Annotated in this window: 22 protein-coding genes; 12 read left to right on the top strand and 10 right to left on the bottom strand. The window is 67.9% G+C overall.

Features of this window, described 5'->3' with window-relative positions; all coding sequences use genetic code 11:
• Positions 1-161: 161 nt before the first annotated feature.
• The 3 genes from JWQ81_RS34740 to sucC all read right to left on the bottom strand — a co-directional run bounded on the left by JWQ81_RS34740 (position 162) and on the right by sucC (position 2,796).
• Complete coding sequence (locus JWQ81_RS34740) at positions 162-653, bottom strand: carbonic anhydrase (protein WP_297548203.1); 492 nt, start codon at positions 651-653, stop codon at positions 162-164.
• A 79-nt stretch (positions 654-732) separates the two neighbouring features.
• Complete coding sequence (gene sucD / locus JWQ81_RS34735; RefSeq protein WP_297548201.1) at positions 733-1,617, bottom strand: succinate--CoA ligase subunit alpha; 885 nt, start codon at positions 1,615-1,617, stop codon at positions 733-735.
• Positions 1,618-1,629: 12 nt separating this feature from the next.
• Positions 1,630-2,796: an ADP-forming succinate--CoA ligase subunit beta gene (gene sucC / locus JWQ81_RS34730; RefSeq protein WP_297548199.1), complete on the bottom strand. Its 1,167-nt coding sequence runs from the start codon at positions 2,794-2,796 to the stop codon at positions 1,630-1,632.
• Between the two features lie 223 nt (positions 2,797-3,019).
• Here sucC and JWQ81_RS34725 point away from each other — a divergent pair, with 223 nt between their 5' ends.
• The 4 genes from JWQ81_RS34725 to JWQ81_RS34710 all read left to right on the top strand — a co-directional run bounded on the left by JWQ81_RS34725 (position 3,020) and on the right by JWQ81_RS34710 (position 9,793).
• Positions 3,020-4,735: a thiamine pyrophosphate-binding protein gene (locus tag JWQ81_RS34725; protein WP_297548198.1), complete on the top strand. Its 1,716-nt coding sequence runs from the start codon at positions 3,020-3,022 to the stop codon at positions 4,733-4,735.
• A gap of 69 nt (positions 4,736-4,804) precedes the next feature.
• On the top strand, positions 4,805-6,019 hold the full coding sequence (frc, locus tag JWQ81_RS34720) for a formyl-CoA transferase (RefSeq protein WP_297548196.1): 1,215 nt from the start codon (positions 4,805-4,807) through the stop codon (positions 6,017-6,019).
• Positions 6,020-6,040: 21 nt separating this feature from the next.
• On the top strand, positions 6,041-8,185 hold the full coding sequence (locus tag JWQ81_RS34715; protein ID WP_297548194.1) for an acetate--CoA ligase family protein: 2,145 nt from the start codon (positions 6,041-6,043) through the stop codon (positions 8,183-8,185).
• A gap of 207 nt (positions 8,186-8,392) precedes the next feature.
• The gene (locus JWQ81_RS34710) at positions 8,393-9,793 is read left to right on the top strand and encodes an OFA family MFS transporter (RefSeq protein WP_297548192.1); all 1,401 of its coding nucleotides are present in this window, start codon (positions 8,393-8,395) and stop codon (positions 9,791-9,793) included.
• Here the strand turns inward: JWQ81_RS34710 and JWQ81_RS34705 are convergent.
• Positions 9,790-10,530 carry a GntR family transcriptional regulator gene (locus JWQ81_RS34705; RefSeq protein WP_297548190.1) on the bottom strand — a complete coding sequence of 247 codons (741 nt, stop codon included), beginning with the start codon at positions 10,528-10,530 and terminating at the stop codon, positions 9,790-9,792. The genes JWQ81_RS34710 and JWQ81_RS34705 overlap by 4 nt on opposite strands.
• A gap of 187 nt (positions 10,531-10,717) precedes the next feature.
• Here JWQ81_RS34705 and JWQ81_RS34700 point away from each other — a divergent pair, with 187 nt between their 5' ends.
• The 5 genes from JWQ81_RS34700 to JWQ81_RS34680 all read left to right on the top strand — a co-directional run bounded on the left by JWQ81_RS34700 (position 10,718) and on the right by JWQ81_RS34680 (position 15,476).
• On the top strand, positions 10,718-11,692 hold the full coding sequence (locus tag JWQ81_RS34700) for a 2-dehydropantoate 2-reductase (protein WP_297548188.1): 975 nt from the start codon (positions 10,718-10,720) through the stop codon (positions 11,690-11,692).
• 133 nt (positions 11,693-11,825) lie between these two features.
• Positions 11,826-12,386: a DUF421 domain-containing protein gene (locus JWQ81_RS34695; RefSeq protein WP_297548186.1), complete on the top strand. Its 561-nt coding sequence runs from the start codon at positions 11,826-11,828 to the stop codon at positions 12,384-12,386.
• A 91-nt stretch (positions 12,387-12,477) separates the two neighbouring features.
• On the top strand, positions 12,478-14,061 hold the full coding sequence (locus JWQ81_RS34690; RefSeq protein ID WP_297548185.1) for a beta-N-acetylhexosaminidase: 1,584 nt from the start codon (positions 12,478-12,480) through the stop codon (positions 14,059-14,061).
• Between the two features lie 129 nt (positions 14,062-14,190).
• Positions 14,191-14,967 (top strand): SDR family oxidoreductase, encoded by a 777-nt coding sequence (locus JWQ81_RS34685; RefSeq protein ID WP_297548212.1) that lies wholly within the window; start codon positions 14,191-14,193, stop codon positions 14,965-14,967.
• 44 nt (positions 14,968-15,011) lie between these two features.
• A complete protein-coding gene (locus JWQ81_RS34680; protein ID WP_297548183.1) occupies positions 15,012-15,476 on the top strand; it encodes an NUDIX domain-containing protein in 465 nt (154 codons plus the stop codon).
• A 56-nt stretch (positions 15,477-15,532) separates the two neighbouring features.
• Here JWQ81_RS34680 and JWQ81_RS34675 read toward each other — a convergent pair whose 3' ends face one another.
• Complete coding sequence (locus JWQ81_RS34675; protein ID WP_297548181.1) at positions 15,533-17,056, bottom strand: MDR family MFS transporter; 1,524 nt, start codon at positions 17,054-17,056, stop codon at positions 15,533-15,535.
• Positions 17,057-17,193: 137 nt separating this feature from the next.
• On the opposite strand from JWQ81_RS34675, the gene JWQ81_RS34670 reads away from it, so the two are divergent.
• The gene (locus JWQ81_RS34670; RefSeq protein WP_297548180.1) at positions 17,194-18,360 is read left to right on the top strand and encodes a DUF1015 family protein; all 1,167 of its coding nucleotides are present in this window, start codon (positions 17,194-17,196) and stop codon (positions 18,358-18,360) included.
• Positions 18,361-18,563: 203 nt separating this feature from the next.
• On the opposite strand, the gene JWQ81_RS34665 is transcribed toward JWQ81_RS34670, so the two are convergent.
• From JWQ81_RS34665 to JWQ81_RS34645, 5 genes are all read right to left on the bottom strand, one after another.
• On the bottom strand, positions 18,564-20,036 hold the full coding sequence (locus JWQ81_RS34665) for an NAD(P)/FAD-dependent oxidoreductase (protein WP_297548178.1): 1,473 nt from the start codon (positions 20,034-20,036) through the stop codon (positions 18,564-18,566).
• 5 nt (positions 20,037-20,041) lie between these two features.
• Positions 20,042-21,049, bottom strand: a complete 1,008-nt coding sequence (gene ligD, locus JWQ81_RS34660; RefSeq protein ID WP_297548176.1) for a non-homologous end-joining DNA ligase — start codon at positions 21,047-21,049, stop codon at positions 20,042-20,044.
• Positions 21,046-22,122, bottom strand: a complete 1,077-nt coding sequence (locus tag JWQ81_RS34655; protein WP_297548173.1) for an ATP-dependent DNA ligase — start codon at positions 22,120-22,122, stop codon at positions 21,046-21,048. The genes ligD and JWQ81_RS34655 overlap by 4 nt, the downstream gene beginning before the upstream one ends.
• A 155-nt stretch (positions 22,123-22,277) precedes the next feature.
• Positions 22,278-22,460 (bottom strand): DUF397 domain-containing protein, encoded by a 183-nt coding sequence (locus JWQ81_RS34650; protein WP_297548171.1) that lies wholly within the window; start codon positions 22,458-22,460, stop codon positions 22,278-22,280.
• Positions 22,457-23,302 (bottom strand): helix-turn-helix transcriptional regulator, encoded by an 846-nt coding sequence (locus JWQ81_RS34645; RefSeq protein WP_297548169.1) that lies wholly within the window; start codon positions 23,300-23,302, stop codon positions 22,457-22,459. Before JWQ81_RS34645 ends, JWQ81_RS34650 begins: the two co-directional genes overlap by 4 nt.
• Positions 23,303-23,451: 149 nt before the next feature.
• On the opposite strand from JWQ81_RS34645, the gene JWQ81_RS34640 reads away from it, so the two are divergent.
• Together JWQ81_RS34640 and JWQ81_RS34635 are read left to right on the top strand one after the other, a co-directional pair.
• Complete coding sequence (locus tag JWQ81_RS34640; RefSeq protein WP_297548167.1) at positions 23,452-23,811, top strand: hypothetical protein; 360 nt, start codon at positions 23,452-23,454, stop codon at positions 23,809-23,811.
• Between the two features lie 32 nt (positions 23,812-23,843).
• The gene (locus tag JWQ81_RS34635; protein ID WP_297548166.1) at positions 23,844-24,356 is read left to right on the top strand and encodes a DUF664 domain-containing protein; all 513 of its coding nucleotides are present in this window, start codon (positions 23,844-23,846) and stop codon (positions 24,354-24,356) included.
• The last annotated feature ends 19 nt before the right edge of the window (positions 24,357-24,375 follow it).

Raw genomic sequence — 24,375 nt, 5'->3', positions numbered from 1 at the left:
TCGAAAACCCTGTTCTGGCCATGGTGCATGGTCACCGGGTTCGGACCGGTGACCATGCAGGCTGGCCGGGCAAGTGTTCACGATGTTCTGAGACATAAACTGTTCACGATGTCCTGGGCTGGGACAGCCTGTTGTGACCGGCCGGAACGCTCACGAGTCCTCTACGCGACTTCGGCCAGTGCGCCGGTTTTCTCGTCGTAGACGAAGCCGCGCACCGAGCCGGTGTGCGGCAAGAACGGGCACGCGAGCAGGCGGGCCTTGCACTGTCGGACATCCTGTTCGGCGTCGACGAAGGTTTCGGCGGCCCAGGTCGGCCGGATGCCGGTGCTGGCCTCGAGTTGCCGCGCGAACTCGGTGTCGGTGAACATCCGCATCCCGCAGTCCAGATGGTGGATCAGGATGATCTCGCGGGTACCCAGCAGGCGCTGGCTCACCGTCAGCGACCGGATCGCGTCCTCGGTGATCGCACCACCCGCGTTGCGGATGACGTGCGCGTCGCCTTCGCGCAGCCCGAGCACCCGGTACACGCTCATCCGGGCGTCCATGCAGGCCACCACGGCAACCTTGCGGCGCGGTTGCTTCGGGAGTTCGCCGAGCGTGTGGAGCTTCTCGTAGTCGCGCGCGTTGGCCAGTAGCAGTTCGGTCTGCTTCACGGGTCGTCTCCTTGTCACACTGGACATGGGAATCCGCGTGCGGGGGCGCGTCGCCGTGCGCCCACGCACGCGGACGACTTCAGCCGCGCAGCAGCTCGATGGCGAGTTCGGCGGTCTCGCTCGGTGTCCTTCCGACCCGGATTCCGGCCAGTTCCCATGCTTTGGCCTTGGCCGCGGCGGTGCCGGACGAACCGGAGACGATCGCGCCCGCGTGCCCCATCGTTTTTCCTTCCGGCGCGGTGAACCCGGCGACGTAGCCGACGACCGGCTTCGTCACGTGATCGCGCACGAAGTCCGCCGCCCGCTCCTCGGCGTCGCCGCCGATCTCGCCGATCATGACGATCAGCTCGGTCTCGGGATCGGCCTCGAACGCGCGGATCGCGTCGATGTGCGTGGTGCCGATGATCGGGTCGCCCCCGATCCCGATGCACGTGGTGAAGCCGAAATCGCGGAGCTCGTGCATCAGCTGATAGGTCAGCGTGCCCGATTTGGAAACCAGGCCGACGCGGCCCGGTTTGGTGATATCCGCCGGGATGATGCCTGCGTTGGCTTTGCCAGGGCTGATCAGACCGGGGCAGTTGGGCCCGATGATCCGCGTCTTGTTCCCCTTGGCCACCGCGTGCGCCCAGAACGCGGCGCTGTCGTGCACCGGGATGCCTTCGGTGATCACGACCGCGAGCTCGATCCCCGCGTCGACGGCTTCGATCACCGCGTCCTTGGCGAAGGGCGGCGGTACGAAGAGGACGGACACGTTCGCGCCGGTGGCGTCCATCGCTTCGGCGACCGTGCCGAACACCGGCAGCGTGCGGTCGTCGAATTCGACACGCTGGCCGGCCTTGCGGCGGTTGACCCCGCCGACGACGTTCGTGCCCGCCTGCAGCATGCGGCGGGTGTGCTTGGTGCCCTCGGCCCCGGTCATCCCGGCCACGATCACCCGGCTGTTCTCGTCGAGAAAGATCGACACTGTTCTCTCCCTTTACTTTCCGGCGGCGAGCCGCGCGGCTTCGCTCGCGGCGGTGTCCATGGTTTCGGCGAGGGTGACCAGCGGATGGCCGGCGTCGGCGAGGATCTTGCGGCCCAGTTCGACGCTGTTGCCGTCCAACCGGACGACCAGCGGCTTGTGCGCGCGGTCGCCCAGCAGGCCGAGCGCCTGGACGATGCCCGTCGCGACGGCGTCGCAAGCGGTGATGCCGCCGAAGACGTTGACGAACACACTGCGCACGCCGGGATCGCCGAGGATGATCTCCAGCCCGTCCGCCATCACCACGGCCGACGCGCCGCCGCCGATGTCGAGGAAGTTTGCCGGGCCGGGGCCGCCGTAAGTCTCCGAAGCCTGCGCCACGACGTCCAATGTGGACATCACCAGTCCGGCGCCGTTGCCGATGACGCCCACATCGCCGTCAAGTTTGACGTAGTTGAGCCCTTTCTCCTGTGCCCGGCGTTCCAGCGGGGCGCCGTCGCCGGCGTCGACGAGTTCGGCGTGAGCGGGATGGCGAAACGCCGCGTTGCCATCCAACGTGATCTTGCCGTCGAGGGCGATTACCTCACCGGACTCGGTCAGCGCCAAGGGATTCACCTCGACGAGCGTGGCGTCCTCGCCGGTAAAGACCGCCCACAGCGCGACTATCGCGTCGGCGGCCTGGTCCGCGACGGCTTCGGGAAATCTCGCCGCGGTAACGATTTCGTGGGCCTTCGCCAGATCGACCCCGGCGATCGCGTCGACCTCGATGCGGGCCAGCGCGTCCGGTTTTGTGGCCGCTACCTGCTCGATGTCCATTCCACCCTCGACCGAGGCCATCGCGAGGAATGTCCGGTTGGAACGATCAAGGAGGAAGGAAACGTAGTACTCCTCGGCGATCTTGCTCGCCTCGGTCACCAGCACCTTGTGGACGGTGTGGCCTTTGATGTCCATGCCGAGGATCGCGTCGGCGGCCTCCTCCGCCTCGTCGGGCGTGTTGGCGAGCTTCACTCCGCCCGCTTTGCCTCGCCCGCCTGTCTTGACCTGGGCTTTCACCACTACGGGACGTCCGACTCGGACGGCTGCCTCGCGTGCTTCTTCCGGTGTTTTCGCGACGCTTCCGCTCGGCACCGGTACTCCGTGCGCGGCGAACAGATCGCGTGCCTGGTGTTCGAAAAGATCCACAGCTCAACCCTCTCTGGGTGAGGAAGGCCGGGCCGAGGGGTCGGCGGATCCGGCCGGAGGCTTCTCGGGATGTCTCGAGAAATGTTGTCCGCTGCCTCTGGACATCAGCACTTCTGAGAGCCACGATATGCCTACCCCATACGGTATGCAATCTACAGTTGGCTCGGAACCGAAGCGCGCGGACCAAAAGGGCCGGCGCGACGTCAGAAGGAGTTGACCAGCAATGGTGCGGACAGCGACCGAGACCGCCGGAGACGGCGGAGGCGATTCGGGCGAGCTGATCTCGGGCGGCCACCTCGTGGCCAAAGCGCTCAAGGCGGAAGGCGTCGACACGATCTTCACCCTGTGCGGTGGACACATCATCGACATCTACGACGGCTGCGTGGACGAAGGCATCGAGGTGATCGACGTCCGGCATGAACAGGTGGCCGCGCACGCCGCCGACGGTTATGCCCGGATCACCGGCAAGCCCGGCTGCGCCGTGGTCACCGCCGGCCCCGGCACGACCGACGCGGTGACCGGAGTGGCGAACGCCTTCCGCGCGGAGAGCCCGATGCTGCTGATCGGCGGGCAGGGTGCGCTGAGCCAGCACAAGATGGGCTCACTGCAGGACCTGCCGCATGTCGACATGATGACCCCGATCACCAAGTTCGCCGCGACCGTGCCCTCCACGGCACGCGTCGCGGACATGGTGTCGATGGCCTTCCGCGAATGCTTCGCGGGCGCCCCGGGACCGTCGTTCCTGGAGATCCCGCGCGACGTACTCGACGCGCAGGTGCCCTTGGCGCAGGCGAGGATCCCGGCCGCGGGCCGGTACCGCGCGTCCACCCGCAACGTTGGGGACCCGGCGGACATCGAGCGGCTCGCGGACCTACTGGTGCACGCCCGGAAACCGGCCGTCCTGCTCGGCAGCCAGGTGTGGACCACCCGCGGCACCGAGTCCGCGGTGGACCTGGTGCGAGCGCTCAACCTCCCGGCGTACATGAACGGCGCCGGCCGCGGCACGCTGCCGCCCGGCGACCCGCACCACTTCCAACTCTCCCGCCGGTACGCCTTCGACAACGCCGACCTCATTGTCATCGTCGGCACACCGTTCGACTTCCGGATGGGCTACGGGCGCCGGCTCTCGGCTGAGGCGACGGTGGTGCAGATCGATCTGGACTACCGCACGGTCGGCAAGAACCGTGACATCGACCTCGGCATCGTCGGCGACCCGGGCCAGGTGCTCGCGGCGGTCGCGGAAGCGGCGTCCGGCGTCCGTGACAACGGTGCCATCGCGCGCAAGGTGTGGCTGGAAGAGTTGCAGGCGGTGGAGGAGAAGGCCAAGCAGAAGCGGTTGCCGCAGCTGCGCTCCGACGCCAGCCCGATCCACCCGTACCGGTTGGTGAACGAGATCAACGAGTTCCTCACCGAGGATTCGATCTACATAGGGGACGGCGGCGACATCGTCACGTTCTCGGGTCAGGTCGTGCAGCCGAAGTCGCCTGGGCACTGGATGGACCCGGGTCCACTGGGGACACTCGGCGTCGGCATCCCGTTCGTACTGGCGGCCAAGCACGCCCGGCCGGACAAGGAGGTCGTCGCGCTGTTCGGCGACGGCGCGTTCAGCCTGACCGGCTGGGACTTCGAAACGCTGGTGCGCTTCAACCTTCCGTTCGTCGGCATCGTCGGCAACAACTCGTCGATGAACCAGATCCGCTACGGCCAGGCGGCGAAGTACGGGGACGGCCGTGGCCGGATCGGCAACACGCTCGGCGACGTCCACTACGACCAGTTCGCCAAGATTCTCGGCGGTTACGGCGAAGAAGTACGCGACCCCAAGGACATCGCCCCCGCGCTGCAGCGCGCCCGCGAGTCCGGCAAGCCGTCGCTGATCAATGTCTGGGTCGATCCGGACGCCTACGCGCCGGGAACGATGAACCAGACGATGTACAAGTAGCGGAACCCTTCCGCGGCCGGAGTAGTTCGCGGTTGCTTCATCTCTCTTCTGTGTGCAGGAGGAAGTTCCATGGGAAAGGCCTTGGAGGGCGTTCGTGTCCTCGACATGACACATGTCCAGTCCGGTCCGTCGTCGACGCAGATCCTTGCCTGGCTCGGCGCGGACGTGATCAAGGTGGAGACGCCGGGGCGCGGGGACATCACCCGCACCCAGCTGCGTGATCTGCCCGATGTGGACAGTCTGTACTTCACGATGCTGAACTCCAACAAGCGCAGCATCACGCTCAATATGAAAAGCGAGCAGGGCAAGCAGGTGTTCGCCAAGCTGGTGGACAAGGTGGACGTGCTGGTCGAGAACTTCGGCCCCGGCGTGGTCGACCGGTTCGGCTTTCCCTGGGAGAAGCTGGCCGAGCTGAACCCCAGGCTGATCTACGCCTCGATCAAGGGGTTCGGGCCGGGCCGGTACGCCGACTTCAAGGCGTACGAGGTCATCGCCCAGGCCATGGGCGGTTCGATGAGTACCACCGGGTTCGAGGACGGTCCGCCGACCGCGACCGGGGCGCAGATCGGCGACTCCGGCACCGGGATCCATCTGGTGGCCGCGATCCTGGCCGCGCTCTACCAGCGCACCTCGACCGGCCGGGGCCAGCGGGTCCAGGTCGCGATGCAGGACGCGGTGCTCAATCTGTGCCGTGTGAAGCTGCGCGACCAGCAGCGCCTCGCGCACGGCGGGCTGGGGGAATACCCCAACGAGATCTTCGACGACGCGGTTCCCCGCTCGGGCAACGCTTCCGGCGGCGGACAGCCCGGATGGGCGGTGCGCTGCTCGCCCGGTGGCCCGAACGACTACATCTACGTGATCGTCCAGCCCGTCGGCTGGGCGCCGATCGCGAACCTGATCGGCCACCCGGAACTGGTCGAGGACCCGGCGTGGAGCACGCCGGAGGTGCGACTGTCCAAACTGGACAAGATGTTCGCGCTGATCGAGGAGTGGACCGAGCGGCATTCCAAGTGGGAGGTCATGCGGCTGCTCAACGCCGCCAACATCCCCTGTGGCCCGATCCTGTCCACCAAGGAGCTGATCGAGGACGACTCGCTGGTCGTCGAGGTCGACCACCCGGAGCGCGGCCTGTTCAAGACCGTCGGCTGCCCGCTGAAGCTGTCCGACTCCCCGGTGGACATCGTCGCGTCGCCGCTGCTCGGTGAGCACAGCTCGGAAGTCCTGGAAGAGCTGGGTTACAGCGACGACGAAGTTGCCGGGCTGCGCATCGCCGGCGTCATCTGACCACTCGAGGGGAAGCAAGCGATGCAATCGAAGACAGGGTATGACCGCGACGCGGTCGAGAGGATTCTCCGGCAGGTCGGTGCCGAAGGCAGGACTTCACTGACCGCGCCGGAGGGCAAGCAAGTCTGCGACGCCTATGGGATCTCCACACCGGCCGAGCGGCTGGCGACGTCACCGGAGTCGGCCGTCACCCTCGCCGACGAAATCGGCCTGCCGGTGGTGCTGAAGATCGTCTCGCCGGACATTCTGCACAAGACCGAGGCCGGCGGAGTCCTCGTGGGACTGAAAACCGCCAAGCAGGTCGAAGCCGGGTTCGCCACGATCATCGACAACGCCAAGGCGTACAACGCCGACGCGGAGATCATCGGCGTACAAGTGCAGCAGCTGCTCACCTCCGGCCAGGAGGTGATCATCGGCGCGACCACCGACGACACCTTCGGCAAGATCGTCGCCTTCGGACTCGGCGGCGTGCTCGTGGAGGTGCTCAAGGACGTCACGTTCCGACTAGCGCCGACGTCCGCCGACGAAGCGATGTCGATGATCGACGGGATCGCCGCCGCGGAGATCCTCCGCGGGGTGCGTGGTGCGCCACCGGTCGACCGCGACGCCCTCGCCGGGTTGATCCAGCGGGTGTCCGACCTGGTCACGGACTATCCGCAACTGGCCGAAGTGGACCTCAACCCGGTACTGGCCACTCCGGACGGTGCCACGGCGGTCGACGTCCGCATCCTCGTCGACACCGAACCGCGCAAGCAGCCGGTGCAGTTCACGCAGCAGGAAATCCTCGCGACGATGAACCGCATCATGAAGCCGAGCGCGATCGCGGTGATCGGGGCGTCCGCGGAGGACGGCAAGATCGGCAACTCGGTGATGAAGAACCTGGTCAACGGCGGCTACCAGGGCGAGATCTACCCGATCAACCCCAAGGCCGACGCGATCCTCGACCTCAAGGCGTTCGCCAGCATCGCCGACGTACCCGGTGATATCGACGTCGCGGTGTTCGCGATCCCGGCGAAGTTCGTGCCTCAGGCGCTGGAAGAGGCCGGTGCCAAGGGTTGCGCCGGGGCGATCCTGATCCCGTCGGGCTTCGGCGAGACCGGCAACCAGGAGCTGCAGGACGAGGTCGTCGCGATCGCGCACAAGCACGGCATGCGTATCCTCGGCCCGAATATCTACGGCTACTACTACACGCCGGAAAACCTGTCGGCGACGTTCTGCACGCCGTACGACGTCAAGGGCGGGGTCGCGCTTTCGTCGCAGAGCGGCGGGATCGGGATGGCGATCCTCGGGTTCAGCCGGTCGGCCGGGATGGGTGTCTCCGCGATCGTCGGGGTCGGCAACAAGGCCGACATCGACGAGGACGACCTGCTCACCTTTTTCGAGACTGACGACAACACCAACCTCATCGCGATGCACCTGGAAGACCTCAAGGACGGCCGGACGTTCGCCGAAACGGCGAAACGGGTTTCCTTGCACAAACCGGTGGTCGTGCTGAAGGCAGGTCGCACGGCGCAAGGCGCGAAGGCGGCGAGCTCGCACACCGGCGCGCTCGCCGGCAACGACCGCGTCTACGACGACATCCTGCGGCAGAGCGGCGTCATCCGGGCACCGGGCCTGAACGACATGCTCGAGTACGCGCGCGGCATTCCGCTGCTGGCGACGCCGAAGGGCGAGAACGTCGTCATCATCACCGGTGCCGGCGGGTCCGGTGTGCTGCTTTCGGACGCCTGTGTGGACAACGGGCTGACGCTGATGGAAATCCCGGCCGATCTGGACGCGGCGTTCCGGAAGTTCATCCCGCCGTTCGGCGCGGCCGGCAACCCGGTCGACATCACCGGTGGTGAGCCACCGGCCACTTACCGCAACACGATCGCACTCGGGCTGGACGACGAGCGCATCCATTCGCTGATCCTCGGCTACTGGCACACCATCGTCACACCGCCGATGGTGTTCGCCGAACTCGTGGTCGATGTCGTGGAGGAGTACCGGGCAAAGGGCATCGAAAAGCCGATCGTGGCTTCGCTCTCCGGCGACGTCGAAGTCGAGGAAGCGAGCGAATACCTGTACCGCCACGGTGTCGTGGCTTATCCCTACACCACCGAGAAGCCGGTCGCGGTGCTCGGTGCCAAATACCGCTGGGCAAGGTCCGCGGGCCTGCTCAGCTGAGGAATTTCGGCGGGGCGGGGTCGCAAATGGACTCCGCCCCTACCTTTTTTCGCTCGAAGGAGGCTGAATGTCGGAGTACACCTAACCCGGGCCGGGGGAGAACACCGGGGGGAGTGGCGTCGAGGCGCGGTTGACCGCACCGGGCGGAGATCAATGCGATGGAGGACCGAAAGAGCAGTACCGTCAACGACGACGAAAGAGTCTCTCATGGCTGTAGCGTCACCTACTTACCAGGAGCTCACTGATCACAACGGCCGCGTGTACCGGGTCGGCGAAACCCCCCACGACCTGATGGGGCGATCACGGTCCTGGATGGTCTGGTTGCCCTGGGCCGCGATGTTCGCGGTCAGCATCTTCGAATACGGCTGGGGAGCCGTGGTCTCCACCCTGCAGGCCAAGAACGGGTGGAGCCTGACCGAAACCTTCTGGATCGCCAGCATCTGGGCGGTCTTCCAAGCCGGGGTCGCCTTCCCCGCCGGCAGACTACGGGAAAAGAACATCGTTTCGGCCCGCACCGCGATGCTCGTGGGTGCCGTGCTGAGCGGGATCGGCTACTTCACGATCGCGACCAGCGGCAGCCTGGTTGTCGCGTTCATCGGCTACTCGATGCTGGGCGGCACCGGAGCCGGGCTCGTCTACGCCACCTGCATCAACATGGTGGGCAAGTGGTTCCCGGAGAAACGCGGTGCCCGCACCGGATTCGTCAACGGCGGATTCGCCTACGGCGCGGTTCCGTTCATCTACATCTTCTCCGCTTTCCTGCACCCGACCAACTACACGGTGATCCTCGACCTGGTCGGCGTCTACATGCTGGTGGTCGTGGCGGTCTGCGGGTTCCTGTTCCGCGACCCGCCCAAGAACTGGTGGCCGAAGGAAGTGGACCCGGTCGACTGGGTCCAGAACACCAAGAAGAACAAGAGTCTCGCCAAGAACCCTCCGGCTGTGAAGCAGTACTCGCCGATGGAGGCGATTCGTTCCGGGATGCTCCCGCTGATGTGGGTATGCCTGGTGATCATCGGCGGGGTTTCGCTGTTCGGGATCAACTTCCAGGTGCCGTTCGCGAAGGCCAGCCACTTCGGCCCGTTCGTCGCGGCGTCATCGGCAGGCGTGCTGTCCATCGTCAACGGGACCGGCCGGGCGATCGTCGGCTGGGTGTCCGACCGGATCGGCCGCCGGCAGACGCTGACCTGGGTGCTCGTGATCGCCGCTGTCGCGCAGTTCGGCGTGCTCTACTCGGGCAACATGCACAACCTGCCGTTGTTCCTGATCTTCGCGTTCCTGACCGGGTTCGGTGGTGGTGCGTTCTATCCGCTGTTCGCGTCGCTGGTGCCGGACTACTTCGGGGAGAACCACAACGCGACGAACTACGGCCTGGTGTACAGCGCCAAACTGGTGGGCGGGGTCGGCGGTGGCGGACTCGCCGCCGGTGTCGTCAGCGCCTGGGGCTATAACGGCGCGTACATCCTCGCGGGGTGCATCGCACTGTTGTCGGCATTGCTGACGCTGTGCCTGCGGCAGCCCAAGTCGCCGACTGCCGGACCCGACGTGGTGACCGCCACGCCGAGTTTCAGCGGTTCGATGACGTCCGCGCCGAAAACCGCCGGCTAGTTTTCGTCGTCCTTCGCCGCCGGGCGCTCGTGGTATGCCTGCCTCGTGCGCTCGGTGTGCTGGGACATGATCCGGCTCGCGGTTTCGGCGTCCTTTTGGGCGATTGCCTTGATCAGCTCGGCGTGTTCGTTCCACGCGTCGTGCCCGCGCGGGCGGGCGATCGGGGTGTAGTACCAGCGGACCCTGCGGTCCACCAGCGCGATCAGCTCGGCCAGGACGGCGTTGCCGGACAGTTGAGTGAGGAACGCGTGCAGTGACGCGTTGGCCGCCACCAGACGTTCCACGTCTTCGGTGGCCAACGCGTCGACGCCTTCGTTCTGCAGTTCCCACAGGCGTACGACGTCTTCCGGGGTGGCCTGTTCGGCGGCCAGCTTGGCGGAGTGCGTCTCCAACACCGAGCGGACGCTGAGCAGCTGGTCGGCTTCTTCCTCGGTGGGCATGTGCACGAAGGCGCCCTGTGCCGGGCGGAGGTCGACCCAGCCCTCGGATTGCAGGCGCTGCAACGCTTCCCGGACTGGTTGCCGGCTGACTCCGAGGTACTCGGCCAATTCGGCTTCCACCAGGTGCTGGCCCGCCTTGAGGGTGCCGCTGACAATCAGCTCGGCCAGCGCCTCGTACACGGCCTGGCGCAACGGTGCCGGCCGCTCGACGCGGCTGGAGGCGGCACCGCTGAGCGAACCGCGACCTGTCCGGCGTCCGCTGGGCCCACGGTCGGGAAACGGCGAGGCCTGAGTCAACGGGCACCTCCCTGAGGAAGAAGAAATCGGCTGATATACCCAGGATACAGATTTTAGTATGCAAAATTCAGCGCAGGTGTCCGCAATCACCCGAAAGAGGTGGATCTTGTGCGCCTCTGGTCACCATACCAGATTCACGTATACTGTATGCAATCAACGGTTCGGATAGGGATCGAAGGGACTGGATATGAAGGTCGCTGTTCTCGGAGCCGGTGCGATCGGCGCGTACGTCGGCGCGGCACTGCATCGCGGTGGGGCGGACGTCCACCTGGTCGCCAGGGGCGCGCACCTCGCCGCTCTGCGGCAGCACGGAGTGCGCGTGCTCAGCCCCCGCGGTGACTTCACCGCCCACCCTCACGCGACCGACGACCCGGCCGAGATCGGCGAGGTCGACTACGTTTTCCTTGGCCTGAAAGCACATTCGTACGCCTCCTCGGGGTCGCTGCTCGCGCCGTTGCTCGGTGAGGACACCGCCGTCATCGCGGCGCAGAACGGCATCCCGTGGTGGTACTTCCACGAGCTCGCCGGGCATCCGCTCGAAGGACGCCGGATCGAGGCCGTCGACCCGGGCGGCGCGGTCAGCGCGGTGCTCGCGACCCGGCGCGCGATCGGGTGCGTCGTGTACTGCTCGACCGAGATCGAAGCGCCGGGGCTCATCCGGCACCTCGAAGGCACCCGGTTCTCCATCGGTGAGCCCGACAGCACGGTTTCGGCCCGCTGCAAGGACTTCAGCGAGGCGATGATCGCCGGCGGGCTCAAGTGCCCGGTCGAGCCCAACGTCCGCGACGACATCTGGATCAAGCTGATGGGCAACGTCGCGTTCAACCCGCTCAGCGCGCTCACCAGGGCCACCATGGCCGAGATCTGCGCGCACACCGGCACCCGCGAACTCGTCGCGACCATGATGGCCGAGACCCTCGAGATCGCACGCGCCGCCGGCAGTGACCCGCAGATCTCCATCGACAAGCGCATCGACGGCGCTCAGCGTGTCGGGCACCACAAGACGTCGATGCTGCAGGACCTCGAGGCCGGCAAGGCCCTGGAAATCGACGCGATCATCGGAGCCGTCGTCGAACTCGCCGAGCTGACCGGCGTGCCCGCTCCCGCACTGACCAACGTCCATGCCGCTATCGCCCTGCTCGCCCGCACGTGCGCCGCCTGACCGTCCGTGGGCACTTTGTGCGCATTCGCGGGTAGTTCGTGTACGCCCGCGTGCATTTCGCGGGGCGGGGGAGCGGCGGGTCTGGTTGGCTGACCGGCACTAGTCCAGTGTGTCCGGCGCAGAGGAACGAACCATGTGGCATGACCTGTTCGTCCAGCAGATCCCTTGGGTGGAGAAGATCCTCCGGACGGTCCTCGTCTACGCGCTGCTCGCGCTGGTGTTCAGGTTCACCGGCAAACGCGGCCTGGCGAACCTGAACACGTTCGACTTCATCGTGATCTTCCTGCTGTCGAACGTCGTGCAGAACGCGGTCATCGGCAACGACAACTCCCTGATCGGCGGGGTCATCGGCGCGGTCACGCTGGTGCTGGTCAACGCCGGTCTCAACCGGCTGATCGCGGTCAACCGGCACGCCGCGCGCCTGTTCGAAGGGCACGCGACCGCCGTGATCAAGAACGGCCATGTCGTCCGCAAGGCGGTGCGAAGGCTCGGCATGCGGCCCAGCGAGCTGGACCACGCCGTGCGTATGCAGAACGGTGACGACATCGCGCAGGTCGAAAAGGGCAGCCTCGAACCCGGTGGACAGCTCGTGCTGACGCTCAAGCCCGAGGAGCAGGGAGCCACGAAGGCCGACATCGAGAAGCTGAACGCGCAGCTGAGCCGGATCGAAACGCTGCTCGCCGCGCACCGCTGAGCGGGACGCCGTTGGGCTTTTCGGGGCCAGGTCAGGACAATCCGTGCGAAAGCGCTTTCCAGCGGGCTAGCGCGCTCACTAACCTCCGATCATGAAACCCCGATTGCCGAGCTTGGCCGTGTCGCTGCTGGTCGTGCTCGCCCTCCTCCCCGCGACCGTCGGATCGGCGAACGCCGCCCCGGCCTCGACCCCGGCGCCCGCCCTCGTGCCGCAGCCGTCCTCGGAGCACGCCCTGCCCGGACAGAGCGTGAGCCTCGACCGATCGTCCCGGATCCTCGTCCCGCAGGGCTCGCACGACGCCGTGTCCGCCGCGAACTACCTCGCGCAGGTGCTGCGCCCGTCGACCGGGTTCGCCCTGCCCGTCACGATCGGCTTCCCCCGCCGCGACGACATCACCTTCGACCAGTGGGGCGCGGCGTCGCTCGGCAACGAGGGCTACACCCTCGACGTCACGCGCGGCGGTGTCCGGATCTCCGCGCACGCGTCGGCCGGGTTGTTCTACGGCGTGCAGACGTTCCGCCAGCTCCTGCCCGCCGGCGTCGAAAAGCGCTCCAAGCAGGCCGGCCCGTGGACCATCGGCGGCGTGCGCATCTCCGACACCCCGCGCTTCGCCTGGCGCGGCGCGATGCTCGACGTGGCCCGGCACTTCTTCGACGTCGGCCAGGTCGAGACCTATTTGGACGAGCTGTCGATGTACAAGATCAACGTGCTGCACCTGCACCTGAGCGACAACGACGGCTGGCGCATCGACATCAACGGCTGGCCGCGGCTCGCGCGCTACGGCGGCAGCACGGACGCCAGCCGCGGCCCCGGCGGGTTCTACACGCAGGCCCAGTACGGCGAGATCGTCAAGTTCGCCGCCGCGCGGCACATCACGATCGTCCCGGAGATCGACGCGCCCGGCCACGTCACCGCGGCGCAGGCGTCCTACGCGCAGCTGAACTGCGACGGCGTCGCGCCGCCGCTGCTCAACCCCGGGTACAGCTCGCTGTGCGTGCGCAGCGAGGTCACCTACCAGTTCCTCGACGACGTGATCGGCCAGCTCGCGGCGATGACGCCCGGCAAGTACCTGCACATCGGCGGCGACGAGGCGCTCACCACCTCGGCCGCCGACTACACCTACTTCGTCGACCGGCTGCAGGCCATCGTCCACGCGCACGGCAAGGAGCTGATCGGCTGGCACCAGATCGAGGCCGCCGACCTGACATCCGGACCGGTCGCGCAGTACTGGGGCACCGCCGGGTCCGCCGACGACGTCGCGCTGGCGCAGCAGGCGAAGGCGCGAGGGAACAAGATCGTTATGTCGCCGGCGGACAAGTCGTACCTTGACATGAAGTACGACGCGCAGACGCCGATCGGCCAGGACTGGGCCGGCTACAACAGCGTCAGCGACGCCTATGACTGGGATCCCGCGACTTTCGTGCCCGGGATCGGCGAATCCGACATCGACGGCGTCGAAGCTCCCTTGTGGACGGACGTGTTCCCGACGATCAGCGATGTCGACTACATGACGTTCCCGCGGCTGCCCGGCATCGCCGAGATCGGCTGGTCGCCGGAGTCGACGCACACCTGGACCGGCTACCGGACCCGGCTCGCCGCGCAGGCACCCCGCTGGGACGCCCTCGGTCTGACCTACTACCGCTCACCTGAGGTCCCCTGGCCCGCGGCTGCGTAGATGGCTCGTGAGTGTTCCGGCCGCTTACTGTGCCCTGCGGGACACCCGCGCCCGGGCGTGCCGGAACACTCACGAGCCCTAGACTTGCGGCTCAGGCGAAGGGAGTGTGCTGTGGACGCCGAGTCGACCATGTCCGACTTGTTCTCATTGGCGGGGAAGACGGCGCTGGTCACCGGGGGCGGCCGGGGCATCGGTCGGATGATCAGCGAGGGATTCTTGCGGGCGGGGGCGCGGGTGATCGTCACCAGCCGCAAGGAAGCCGATCTCACCGGGACGGTTTCGGAGCTAGGACAGTACGGTGACGTCCGGTACCTGGTGTCCGATCTGTCCACGGAGGACGGTTGCCGGTCGCTGGCCGAACGGGTCTCCGCGGACGAGGACAGCCTCGACGTGCTGGTGAACAACGCCGGAGCGGCCTGGGGAGCGCCGCTGGAGGAGTTCCCGGCCTCCGGTTGGGACAAGGTGCTCGATCTGAACGTCAAAGGGGTTTTCGAGCTCACCCAGCACAGCCTGCCGTTGCTGCGTGCGTCTTCGGTTCGCAGCGGCGAGCCGGCGCGGGTGATCAACATCGGCAGCATCGACGGCATCAAGGTGCCGGGCGCGGGGATGACCAACTACTCGTACAGCGCCAGCAAGGCAGCCGTGCACATGCTTACCCGGCACCTCGCGTTCGCACTGGCGCCGGACGTCCTCGTCAACGCGATCGCCCCGGGGCCGTTCGAGACTCAGATGCTGGCACCGATCCTCGCCAACCGTCGCGACGAGGTCGAAGGCAAGGTGCCGCTCAAGCGGATCGGCCGACCGGAAGACATGGCCGGAATCGCGATCTATCTGGCGAGCAGGGCGAGCAGCTTCGTCACCGGCGCGGTGATCCCGGTCGACGGCGGCATCAGCACGGTCGGCTGAGCGCAAGTCGGCGGCGAATTGCGGTCTACGGCAGACTTGCCCCGGTGGTGGCGAAACGCAGTGCCGGGATCCTGGTGTACCGCCGGGCCGAGACCGGGATCGAGGTCCTCATCGGCCATATGGGCGGGCCGTTCTGGGCGAAGAAGGACGAGGCGGGCTGGTCGGTGCCCAAGGGCGAGTGCGAGCCGGACGAGGACGAGCTGACAGCGGCGCGACGCGAGTTCACCGAGGAACTCGGACTCCCCGTACCCGACGGCGAACTGCACGAACTCGGCGCCGCGCGCCAGAGCGGAAAAGTCGTCACGCTCTGGGCACTCGAAGCCGACCTCGACCCCGCGGACGTCGTCCCCGGCACGTTCGAACTCGAATGGCCGCCGAAATCCGGACGCACCCAGGAGTTCCCCGAACTCGACCGCGTGGCCTGGTTCGCACTGGCCACCGCCGCGGAGAAACTCGTCAAAGGCCAGCGCGTCTTCCTCGACCGCCTCACTGAGCTGGTGAAGGGGTAGGCACCACGGACCCCTCAAGGCCATCCTGATGGTGACCCTGAGGGCACGCCGCGACGTCACACGAAGGTGAGTTCCTCGGTTCGGCGGGGCATCAGCAGGAGGCCTACCACGCCGAGCGCGCCGACAACGACCAGCGCGAGGAACACGTGGTGCGTCGCATCGAACAGCGCGCCGCGGATGAACTCCGTGACCGCCGGAGTGCCTTCGGCTTTCCCGCCGAGGACGAGGCTCGTGGCGTCGACGCTCGGCGGCAGGTGTCCGGCCACGGCGGCGGGCGGGTGGTCGAAGCGGCTGGCGAGGGTCGCGTTCGCGATCGCTCCGAACACCGCCGCGCCGACAGCGCTGCCCATCGACCGGCTGAACATGTTCGTCGCGGTGACCACGCCGCGCCGGTCCCAGCCGACCGTCGACTGCACGGCGACCACGGTGGGGCTTGACGCGAGGCCCAGCCCGGCACCGAGCACGAACGCGGCGGCCGCTGCCTCCCACAGCGTGGAATGCTGCGACAGCATCGCGATGAGCACGGTGCCGAGCACGACGATCCCGCTGCCGATCAACGCCGTGTCGCGGAACCCGATCCGCATGTAGACCCGGCCGGACAGCGACGCCGCGATGGGCCAGCCGATGGTCAGCGCGGCGAGCGCGAACCCGGCGGCGAGCGCTCCTGTCCCGAGCACGCCCTGGGCGTACGTCGGCAGGTAGGAGCTCAGGCCCATCATCACCGCGCCGACCACGAGCGCGGTCAGGTTCCCGCCGATGAGCGTGCGCTTGCTGAACACCCACAGCGGCAGCACCGGCTCGGCGGCCCGGCGTTCGACGAAGACGAACCCCGCCAGCATCGCCGCCGCGACGACGAAGATCAGTACGCTCGGCGCCGAACCCCAGCCCCAGGCCACGCCGCCTTCCAGCAGGCCGAGGATGAGCAGTGAACAGCCGATGGTCAGCAGTGCGGCGCCGGTGTAGTCGATCCGGTGTTTGCTGCGTTCGACGTTCTCGTTGAACTTGCGCGCGAGCATCCATACCGCGATCGCGCCGAGCGGCAGGTTGACGAAGAAGATCCAGCGCCAGGTCAGGTACTCCGCGAACACCCCGCCGAGGGTCGGGCCGATCACCGAAGCGATGGCCCAGACGCTGGCGACGTATCCCTGCACCCGGGCGCGTTCTTTGACGGTGTAGAGGTCGCCGATCATCGTCATGCTGATCGGTTGGACCGCGCCGGCGCCGATGCCTTGTACGGCCCGCGCCGCGATCAGGACGGGCATGCTCCACGCCGCGCCGCACAGGACGGAACCGAGCAGGAACACCGCGATCCCGAAGAACATCACCGGCTTGCGGCCGAGGACGTCGGCGAATTTGCCGTACAGCGGCACGGTGACGGCCTGGGTGAGCAGGTAGATCGAGAACAGCCACGGGAACTGCGAAAACCCGCCGAGGTCGCGGACGATCGAGGGGACCGCGGTGGCGATGATCGTGCTGTCGAGCGCGACGAGTCCGGTGCTCAGCATCACTGCGACCAGCACTGGGCCGCGTTCGGAGCGGAAGCCGACGGCCGTCGGGCCGGCGATGGCCGGTTTGGTCATGCGGAAGGCTCCTCGGGTCTTGCGAACACGTCTTAGGACGGCCTGGCAGGGCCCCCAAAGCACTCAACTACTTCACCCCGCTAAGCATTCCACGCGTGTCGGATCGGCGTAAGCGATTAACCGGTCATGATGGGGAGATGAGTGACTGGGTACGTCCGGTACGGCACGGCTGGGTGGTCCGCGGCGCGGTCCCGGGGCCGGACGTCGACGAGTTCGCCGATCCGGACCGGGTGACGGCCGCGCTCGCCGCACCCGGGGCCGCGGAGGGGACGCTGCTCGCCGTGCAACACCCGCATCGGACTCCCGCGGCGCTGGTCGGCGGCCTGGGCTTGACCGCCGCGCTGCCGATCGCGCGGGCGGCTCTGGAGCGACTCCAGACCGAGCACTACCGTCCGGTGACCGACGTCATCGCGCCGTACAGCGTCGACGGGCCTGACGGGACGGCGTTCGGGCTGCTGTGCGTCGCCGATCCGGCCGCCGTCGGCACCGATGGGCAGGCGTACGTGCGGCATACCGAGGAGGTGTACCCGGACGTCGTCGCCGAGCGGGCGGCGGTGCTGTCCGGGCTCGGGTGCGCCACGAGTGCGGCGATGCTGGTGCCGGCGGGCGACGGCAGGCGGCTGACCGACCTGATCGTCGAACTGTGCGGTGAGCTGGGCGAACCGGTCGTGTCGACGCTCGATTCCGGCGGACGGCGGCACCGGATGTGGCTGCTCGGCGCTGGAGCGCGCCAGGACGAGATCCTCGCGGTGGCACAGGAACAGCCACTGCTGGTCGCGGACGGGAACCACCGGGTCGCGGCCGCCGCCGCGGCCGGCCACGGCTCGCTGTTGGCGCTGGTCACGGGCGGGCCAGGTCTGCGGATCGGGTCGATCAACCGCGTGCTGAGCGGCACCGGGCTGAGCCTGGACGAGATGGCGCGGCGATGGCGCGCGATCGGCCTCGACGTGCGTCCGTCGACGCCCCGGGACTTGGCCGCGAAGGGTGAAGTCGTCGTAGTGGCCGGGAACGACGCTGTGCGCGTGTTGCTGCCGGAGTCCGCGGAGCGCGGTCCGGTCATCGATCACGGTGTCGTGGAACAGGTTCTGGTCAAACAGGCACTCGGTGTCGACCCCGACGGCCCTTCGCTGCGCGCGCTTCCGGGCGGCCAGGCTGTCGGCGATGCTGCTGACGCTGTCATCCTGCTCGCGCCCGTCCCGTTCGACGACGTGCTGGCTGTGCACGACGCCGGGAAACGCATGCCCCGCAAGGCGACCTACTTCACCCCCAAGCCCCGCAGCGGCCTCCTCCTCGCCGATCTCTGACGTCCCCAGCGTCGCACTTTTGCGCTTTTGTGCGGTCTCTCAGAAACTAAGAGACCGCAACTCGCCGTCGAGTTGCGGTGGTTGAACGCTCAAGGCCACCGCTCGGCGGCTGGTTGTGGTGTCGGGGTGGTGTTGGTGTGACTGGTGAGGTTCTCGAGGTTCGTGGGCGGGGTCAGCCGTCGGATCAGCAAGGGAGTACCCACTCAACCAGGGCGCTTTTGTGGAAAAGTGCCCAGCGGGTCGGTACGGATGCCGAAGCGGGTACGCAGGGCGTGGCGGGCGGCGTGGAGCCCGGCCATGCCGTGGACGCCAGGCCCCGGCGGGGTGGACGACGAGCACAGGTAGACGCCCGGAATCGGCGTGGCGTAAGGGTTCCATTGCGGGACAGGCCGCATGACGGTCTGCCACGGCGTCACCGCGCCCGCCGCGATGTCCCCGCCGACGTAGTTCGCGTTGTGTGCCTCCAGTTGCGCTGCCGTCAGCACGTGCCGCGCTTCGACGAGGTCGCCGAAGCCCGGGGCGAATCGCTCGATCTGCGCCGCCACGGCGTCGCTGACGTCCACCGGCGAACCGGCCGGGACATGCGTGTACACCGAAAGCGCGTGCTTCCCCGGAGGCGTTCGGCTCGGGTCGACCACGCTGGGCTGCGACACGAGCACGTACGGCCGCTCCGGATGCCGTCCCGCGGCCACTTCCCGTTCCACCGCAACGGTTTCCTCCCACGACCCGGCCAGGTGCAGTGTCCCGGCCGACGCGCATCCCTCGGCCGCCCACGGCACCGGGCCGGACAGCGCGAAGCTGACGGTGCACGCCGCGTTGCCGTAGCGGAAAGCCCGCAGCCACCGCGCGTAGCGTGTCGGCAGCCTGCCTTCCGCGAGTCGCAGCAAGCCGGCCGGTGTGACGTCGAGCAGCGTCGCGCGGGCGGACGGCAGCTCGGACAGCGAGTCCACGCGGTGCCCGGTGATCAGGCGGCCGCCGTGCGCCAGGAGGTCGGCGACGAGCGCGTCCGCGATCGCCTGGCTGCCACCGCGGACCAGCGGCCAGCCGACGGCGTGCGCGAGCCCGCCCAACAGGAGGCTGACCCCGGCGGTGATCGGGCCGCGCGGCGGCAGGATCGCGTGCGCGCCGATTCCGGCGAGCATCGCGGGCGCCGCGTCGCCGCGGAAACGCAGGTCCCGCAACGGAGTCGCCAGTTCTAGCAGACGTCGTCCCAGCGCATACGCCGACAGCGGGTCGGCGGGGATCCGGCGCAGATCGGACATCGCCGCCCCGACCACGCCCGGCCATTGCCGCATCAGCGGCTCGAACAGCCCTCGCCAGGCACGCCCGTCCGCACCGAGCCCGTCGGCCGTCCGATCGAGGTCGCGCCAGGCCACCCCGGCCCGGCCGCCGTCCAGCGGATGCGCGTACGCGACCTCGGGCTGCAGCATGTCGACCCCGTTCGCAGCCAGGTCGAACGCTCGGAAGAACGGCGACGCCAGGCCCATCGGGTGAGCCGACGAGCACGTGTCGAAGTGGAACCCGGGCAGCGTCTCCTCGGTGCGCGTGCCGCCCCCGGGCGTGTCGGCGGCCTCGCGCACCTCGACGTCGAGCCCGGCCCGCGCGAGGATCACGGCCGCGGCAAGGCCGTTCGGCCCGGCTCCGACGACCACCGCGTCCAGTTGCTGCTTCGCCACGTGCCCTACGACTGGTTGCGGGCGCGGCTGGGCGCGACGCGCGGGGGTTCGTTCGGCTGCTTCGGATACACCGGCGGCCAAGGGGCGTCCATCAACCCGGCCGCCATGTCGGCCCGCGAGCGGGCCAGCAGCGGTTCGATCGACTGCGGCCGGCTCACGACGTCGGCCCACGGGTCGCCCAGCTCGGCGACGCGGGCGGGCACGGTCGCGATGGTCAGGGTGTCCGGCTCGACGGTCGCCAGCTCGTCCCAGCCGATCGGTGTCGACACCTGCCCGCCGACCCGCGGCCGCGCGCACCAGGCGCCGAACACGGTCTTGTGCGGGGCGTTCTGGTTGAAGTCGACGAACACGCGTGCGCCGCGCTCCTCCTTCCACCACTGCGCGGTGATGAGGTCGGGATGACGGCGTTCGAGCTCCCTCGCCAGCGCTACAGCGGCGGCTCGGACCTCGTAGCTGTCCCACTGCGGCAGCAGCGCGACATAGATGTGCAGACCCCGCGAGCCCGACGTCTTCAAGTGCGCTTCGATGCCGAGCTCGTCGAACAATTCCCTGGTCAGCACGGCGGCTTCCTGGATCTGCGCGAAGCCGACGCCGGGCGAGGGGTCGAGGTCGATGCGCAGCTCGTCGGTGACCCCGGGGGTCTCGGCGTGGATCGGCCAGACGTGGAACCCGAGGCAGCCGAGGTTGACGCCCCAGATGATGTGCGCGATGTCGGCCGCGACCAGCGCGTCGCTCGTGGTGCCGTTCGGCGTGGAGACCTCGGTCGTGGTGAGCCAGGCAGGCGCGTTCTTCGGCACGCGTTTCTGGAAGAACGACTTGCCACCAGCGCCCGTCGGATAGCGCTCCAGCATCAGCGGGCGGCCGCGGGTCGTCGCGAGCAGCGGCCCGGCGACGGCCTGGTAGTAGCGGATCAGGTCGAGCTTGGTCTCACCCCGTTCGGGGAAGAAGACCTTGTCGGGGCTCGAGACCGTCACTTCGGTGCCGTCGACGTCGATCGTGATCGACTCGCTCACGGCGTGACCTCGCCGAACAGCGTCCCCAGCTCGGCCGGCGCGACCTCGTCGAGTTGGGCATAGGTGCACGACTCGGGGAGCCTGTCCGCCCGGAACCGCACGAGCCGGCCGCCGTGGCGGAAACGGCCGGCCATGACGTGCTCGTAGCGGACCTCCGCCACGAGTTCGGTCCGCAGCGGTTCCCACGACAGGTCCTTGCCGCCGGTCCAGCGGCTCTGCCCGCCCGGCATGCGGCCGCCGGAGTCGTCCTGGGCCTCGGCCCACGCTCGCCAAGGATGCTCGGCGAGCGCGTTTTCGCGCAGCGGGGCGAGCTCGGTGACCAGCTCCTTGCGGCGCACGGCCGTGAAGCTCGACGCGACGCCGACGTGGTGCAGCGTGCCGTTGTCGTCGTAGAGGCCCAGCAGCATCGAGCCGACGCCCTCGCCATCCTTGTGCCACCGGAAGCCCGCTACCACGCAGTCGGCCGTGCGCTCGTGCTTGACCTTCCACATCGAGCGTTTGTCCTGCTGGTAGGGCAGATTCGACGCCTTCGCCATCACGCCGTCGAACCCGGCGCCTTCGAACCGCGTGAACCAGTCCTGGGCGACGTCGGGGTCGTCGGTGACGGGCGTCAGGTGGACGCGTCCGGGGGACCGGTCGAGAATGCCTTCGAGCAGTCGACGTCGTTCGAGGAACGTCTCGCCGGTCAGATCGCGATCGCCGAGGGCCAGCAGGTCGAACGCGACGAAGCTCGCAGGCGTCTCCGCGGCCAGCTTTTTCACCCGCGATGCGGCGGGATGGAGGCGGTTCTGCAGCGTGTCGAAGTCCAGTCCGTCATCGGTGACGACCACGATCTCGCCGTCGACCACGCAGCGCGGGGGCAGTGCCGCGGCCAGCAGCTCGACCAGCTCGGGGAAGTACCGCGTCAGCGGCCTGTCGTTGCGGGACCCGAGCTCGAGCTCGTCGCCGTCGCGGAACACGATGCAGCGGAACCCGTCCCACTTCGGCTCATAGGTCAGGCCGGGCGCGCGGGGCACCTCGTGCACGGCTTTGGCGAGCATCGGCTTCACCGGCGGCATCACAGGCAGGTCCACGGAGAGATCGTAGATCGCTCGAGTGGGAATGGCGCTTTCCGAACCGAACGGGAAAATCCGGACACCGACGGTGTTCGCGCAGGTACCACCCGGTGCCACCCATGACGAAGCCCCCGGTGTCCACAAGTCGCCGGGGGCTTCCGATGTGTCCGGACCTACCGGGTCACCGTGGTCAGGAAGGCGGACCAGGCGTCGGGCGCGACGTTCAGGTGGCCGGTGGTGCGGTCCTTGGTGTCGCGGACGCCGACCTTGGCGCCGAGAGCCACCTCGACACAGTCCGATGTGTTCTGCGACCGGCTGGACTTACGCCAGCCATCGGGATCCTGAGCCAGCTTCATGGTGTTGTCTCCAGTTGCTTGACGACGTCGGCGATGAGTCCTCGTGAATCGGCAGGGCTCAACGCCACATTTAACACCGACTTGATCGCTTGCTGATAAGCCTCCACGTCGACCGGTTCGTGGAAGAACAGCGCCGACCTCCGGTTTTCGATCTGGACGACCGGAGATCTGTCGGCGAGTTCGATCAACACGAATGGACCTTCGAGTGCCGGATGCCATCCCGCATCGACCGGAACGATCCGTACTTCGACGTTGCCCCAACGGCTGGCCTCGTCCAGGGCTCGAAGCTGATCCACCATCACGGCCGGGCCACCGACATTCCTTCGGAGCGCGCTTTCATCGATGATCGCGAGCAAAACCGCCGGGTTGCGTCGCATGATCACGTCACGCCGTCCAATGCGGACTGCGACTCGAGTCTCGACCTGGTCGGCGGGGACGCCGCCAGCGCCGATGATCGCTCGGGCGTAGCCGGAGGTTTGCAGCAGGCCGGGGATCAGCAGCGGCGAGACGTTCACGATCCGGTTCGCGTCGCGTTCCAGCTCCAGGAGTGCTGCGAGTTGGCGTTGTTGCTCGGGTAGGCCCGACGCGACCCAGTGGCGTCCGTCGGAGTCGCGAGACAGCTCTACGAGCTCTTCGCGGAGCGCGTTGGACGCGCCCAGTGCGGTCAAGACCGTGGCGACGTCAGTCGGTCGCGGTCCCCGTTCGCCGGATTCCCAGCGGCCGACTGTCGTGTGCGCGACGCCGAGTTTGATCGCGAGCTGACGGGCGCTCAGCCCGGCGTCCTCGCGTGCGCGTCGGAGTTCTGCGCCGATCGCGCGTGCTTTGGGAGTGGTGCCAGCCATGTGCCACACCTAAGCACACACTGCGTGGTCAAAGCATTCCCTCGAAAGGTGACTTGTGCCGGGTAGTACCGGGACCGATAGTGACGTGTTCCGCTCGGCACCAAATGGCACCGCCGGTGCACCACCACTTTCGACGCAGGGAGGACAACATGGCCGAGGATGCTGATTACACCGTTCGGTGGTGGGTCGAGAACGGGCAGATCCACCAGTACCTGAAGGCCGATCTCGCCGATCCCGCCATCGAATGGCTGGTGCCCAGGTGCAGCGACGTCATGTATCCGGTTCGGCACCCGCGCGTCGAGTTGACCCTCGAGATACCGCGCACCTGCGAGCGGTCGATGTGGTGCCGCGGGTGTCAGGTGGCCGGCCGTCGGTCGCGCGGTGTCGGCCGGGATTCGGCGTGGCGTGAGCCCGGCGGCCTCGTCGCCGACGTCCACCGCGCGAACGCGATCATCGACCGGGCCGCCGACGACCACTGGCCTCCGGCGGGGTGCGGCGCCTGCTCATAGACTGGTTGCAAATCCAGCGAAGGGAGTCCGGGATGAACGTCGCCGACCTGTTGGCCGACGCTTTCGAGAGGGTGCGCGAAGAGGTTCACAGCGCGGTCGAAGGGCTGACGCCGGAGCAGTTGTCGTGGCGCCCCGACCCCGGCTCGAACTCGATCGTGTGGCTCGTCTGGCATCTGACGCGGGTGCAGGACGACCACGTCGCCGATGTCGCCGGCACCGAGCAGGTGTGGACGGCCGACGGCTGGAGCGACCGTTTCGACCTGCCGTTCGGAGAGGCCGAGACGGGGTACGGGCAGAGTGCCGAGGACGTCGCGGGGGTACACGTCAAGTCGGTCAACGTGCTGATGGGGTACCACGACGCCGTGTGCGAGCGCACGAAGAAGTACCTGGCCGGGCTCAGTGGTCCAGACCTCGACCGCGTAGTCGACGACGCCTGGGACCCGCCGGTGACCCTCGGCGTCCGGCTTGTCAGCGTCATCAGCGACGACCTCCAGCACGTCGGCCAGGCGGCCTACCTTCGCGGAATCACCGTCCGCCAGTCTTGAGCCCGGCGTACGCAGATCG

Source organism: Amycolatopsis sp., assembly GCF_025464955.1.
GTDB lineage: Bacteria > Actinomycetota > Actinomycetes > Mycobacteriales > Pseudonocardiaceae > Amycolatopsis.
The sequence above is the reverse complement of the archived record's forward strand: the minus strand, read 5'-3'. Positions and strand labels throughout refer to the sequence as shown.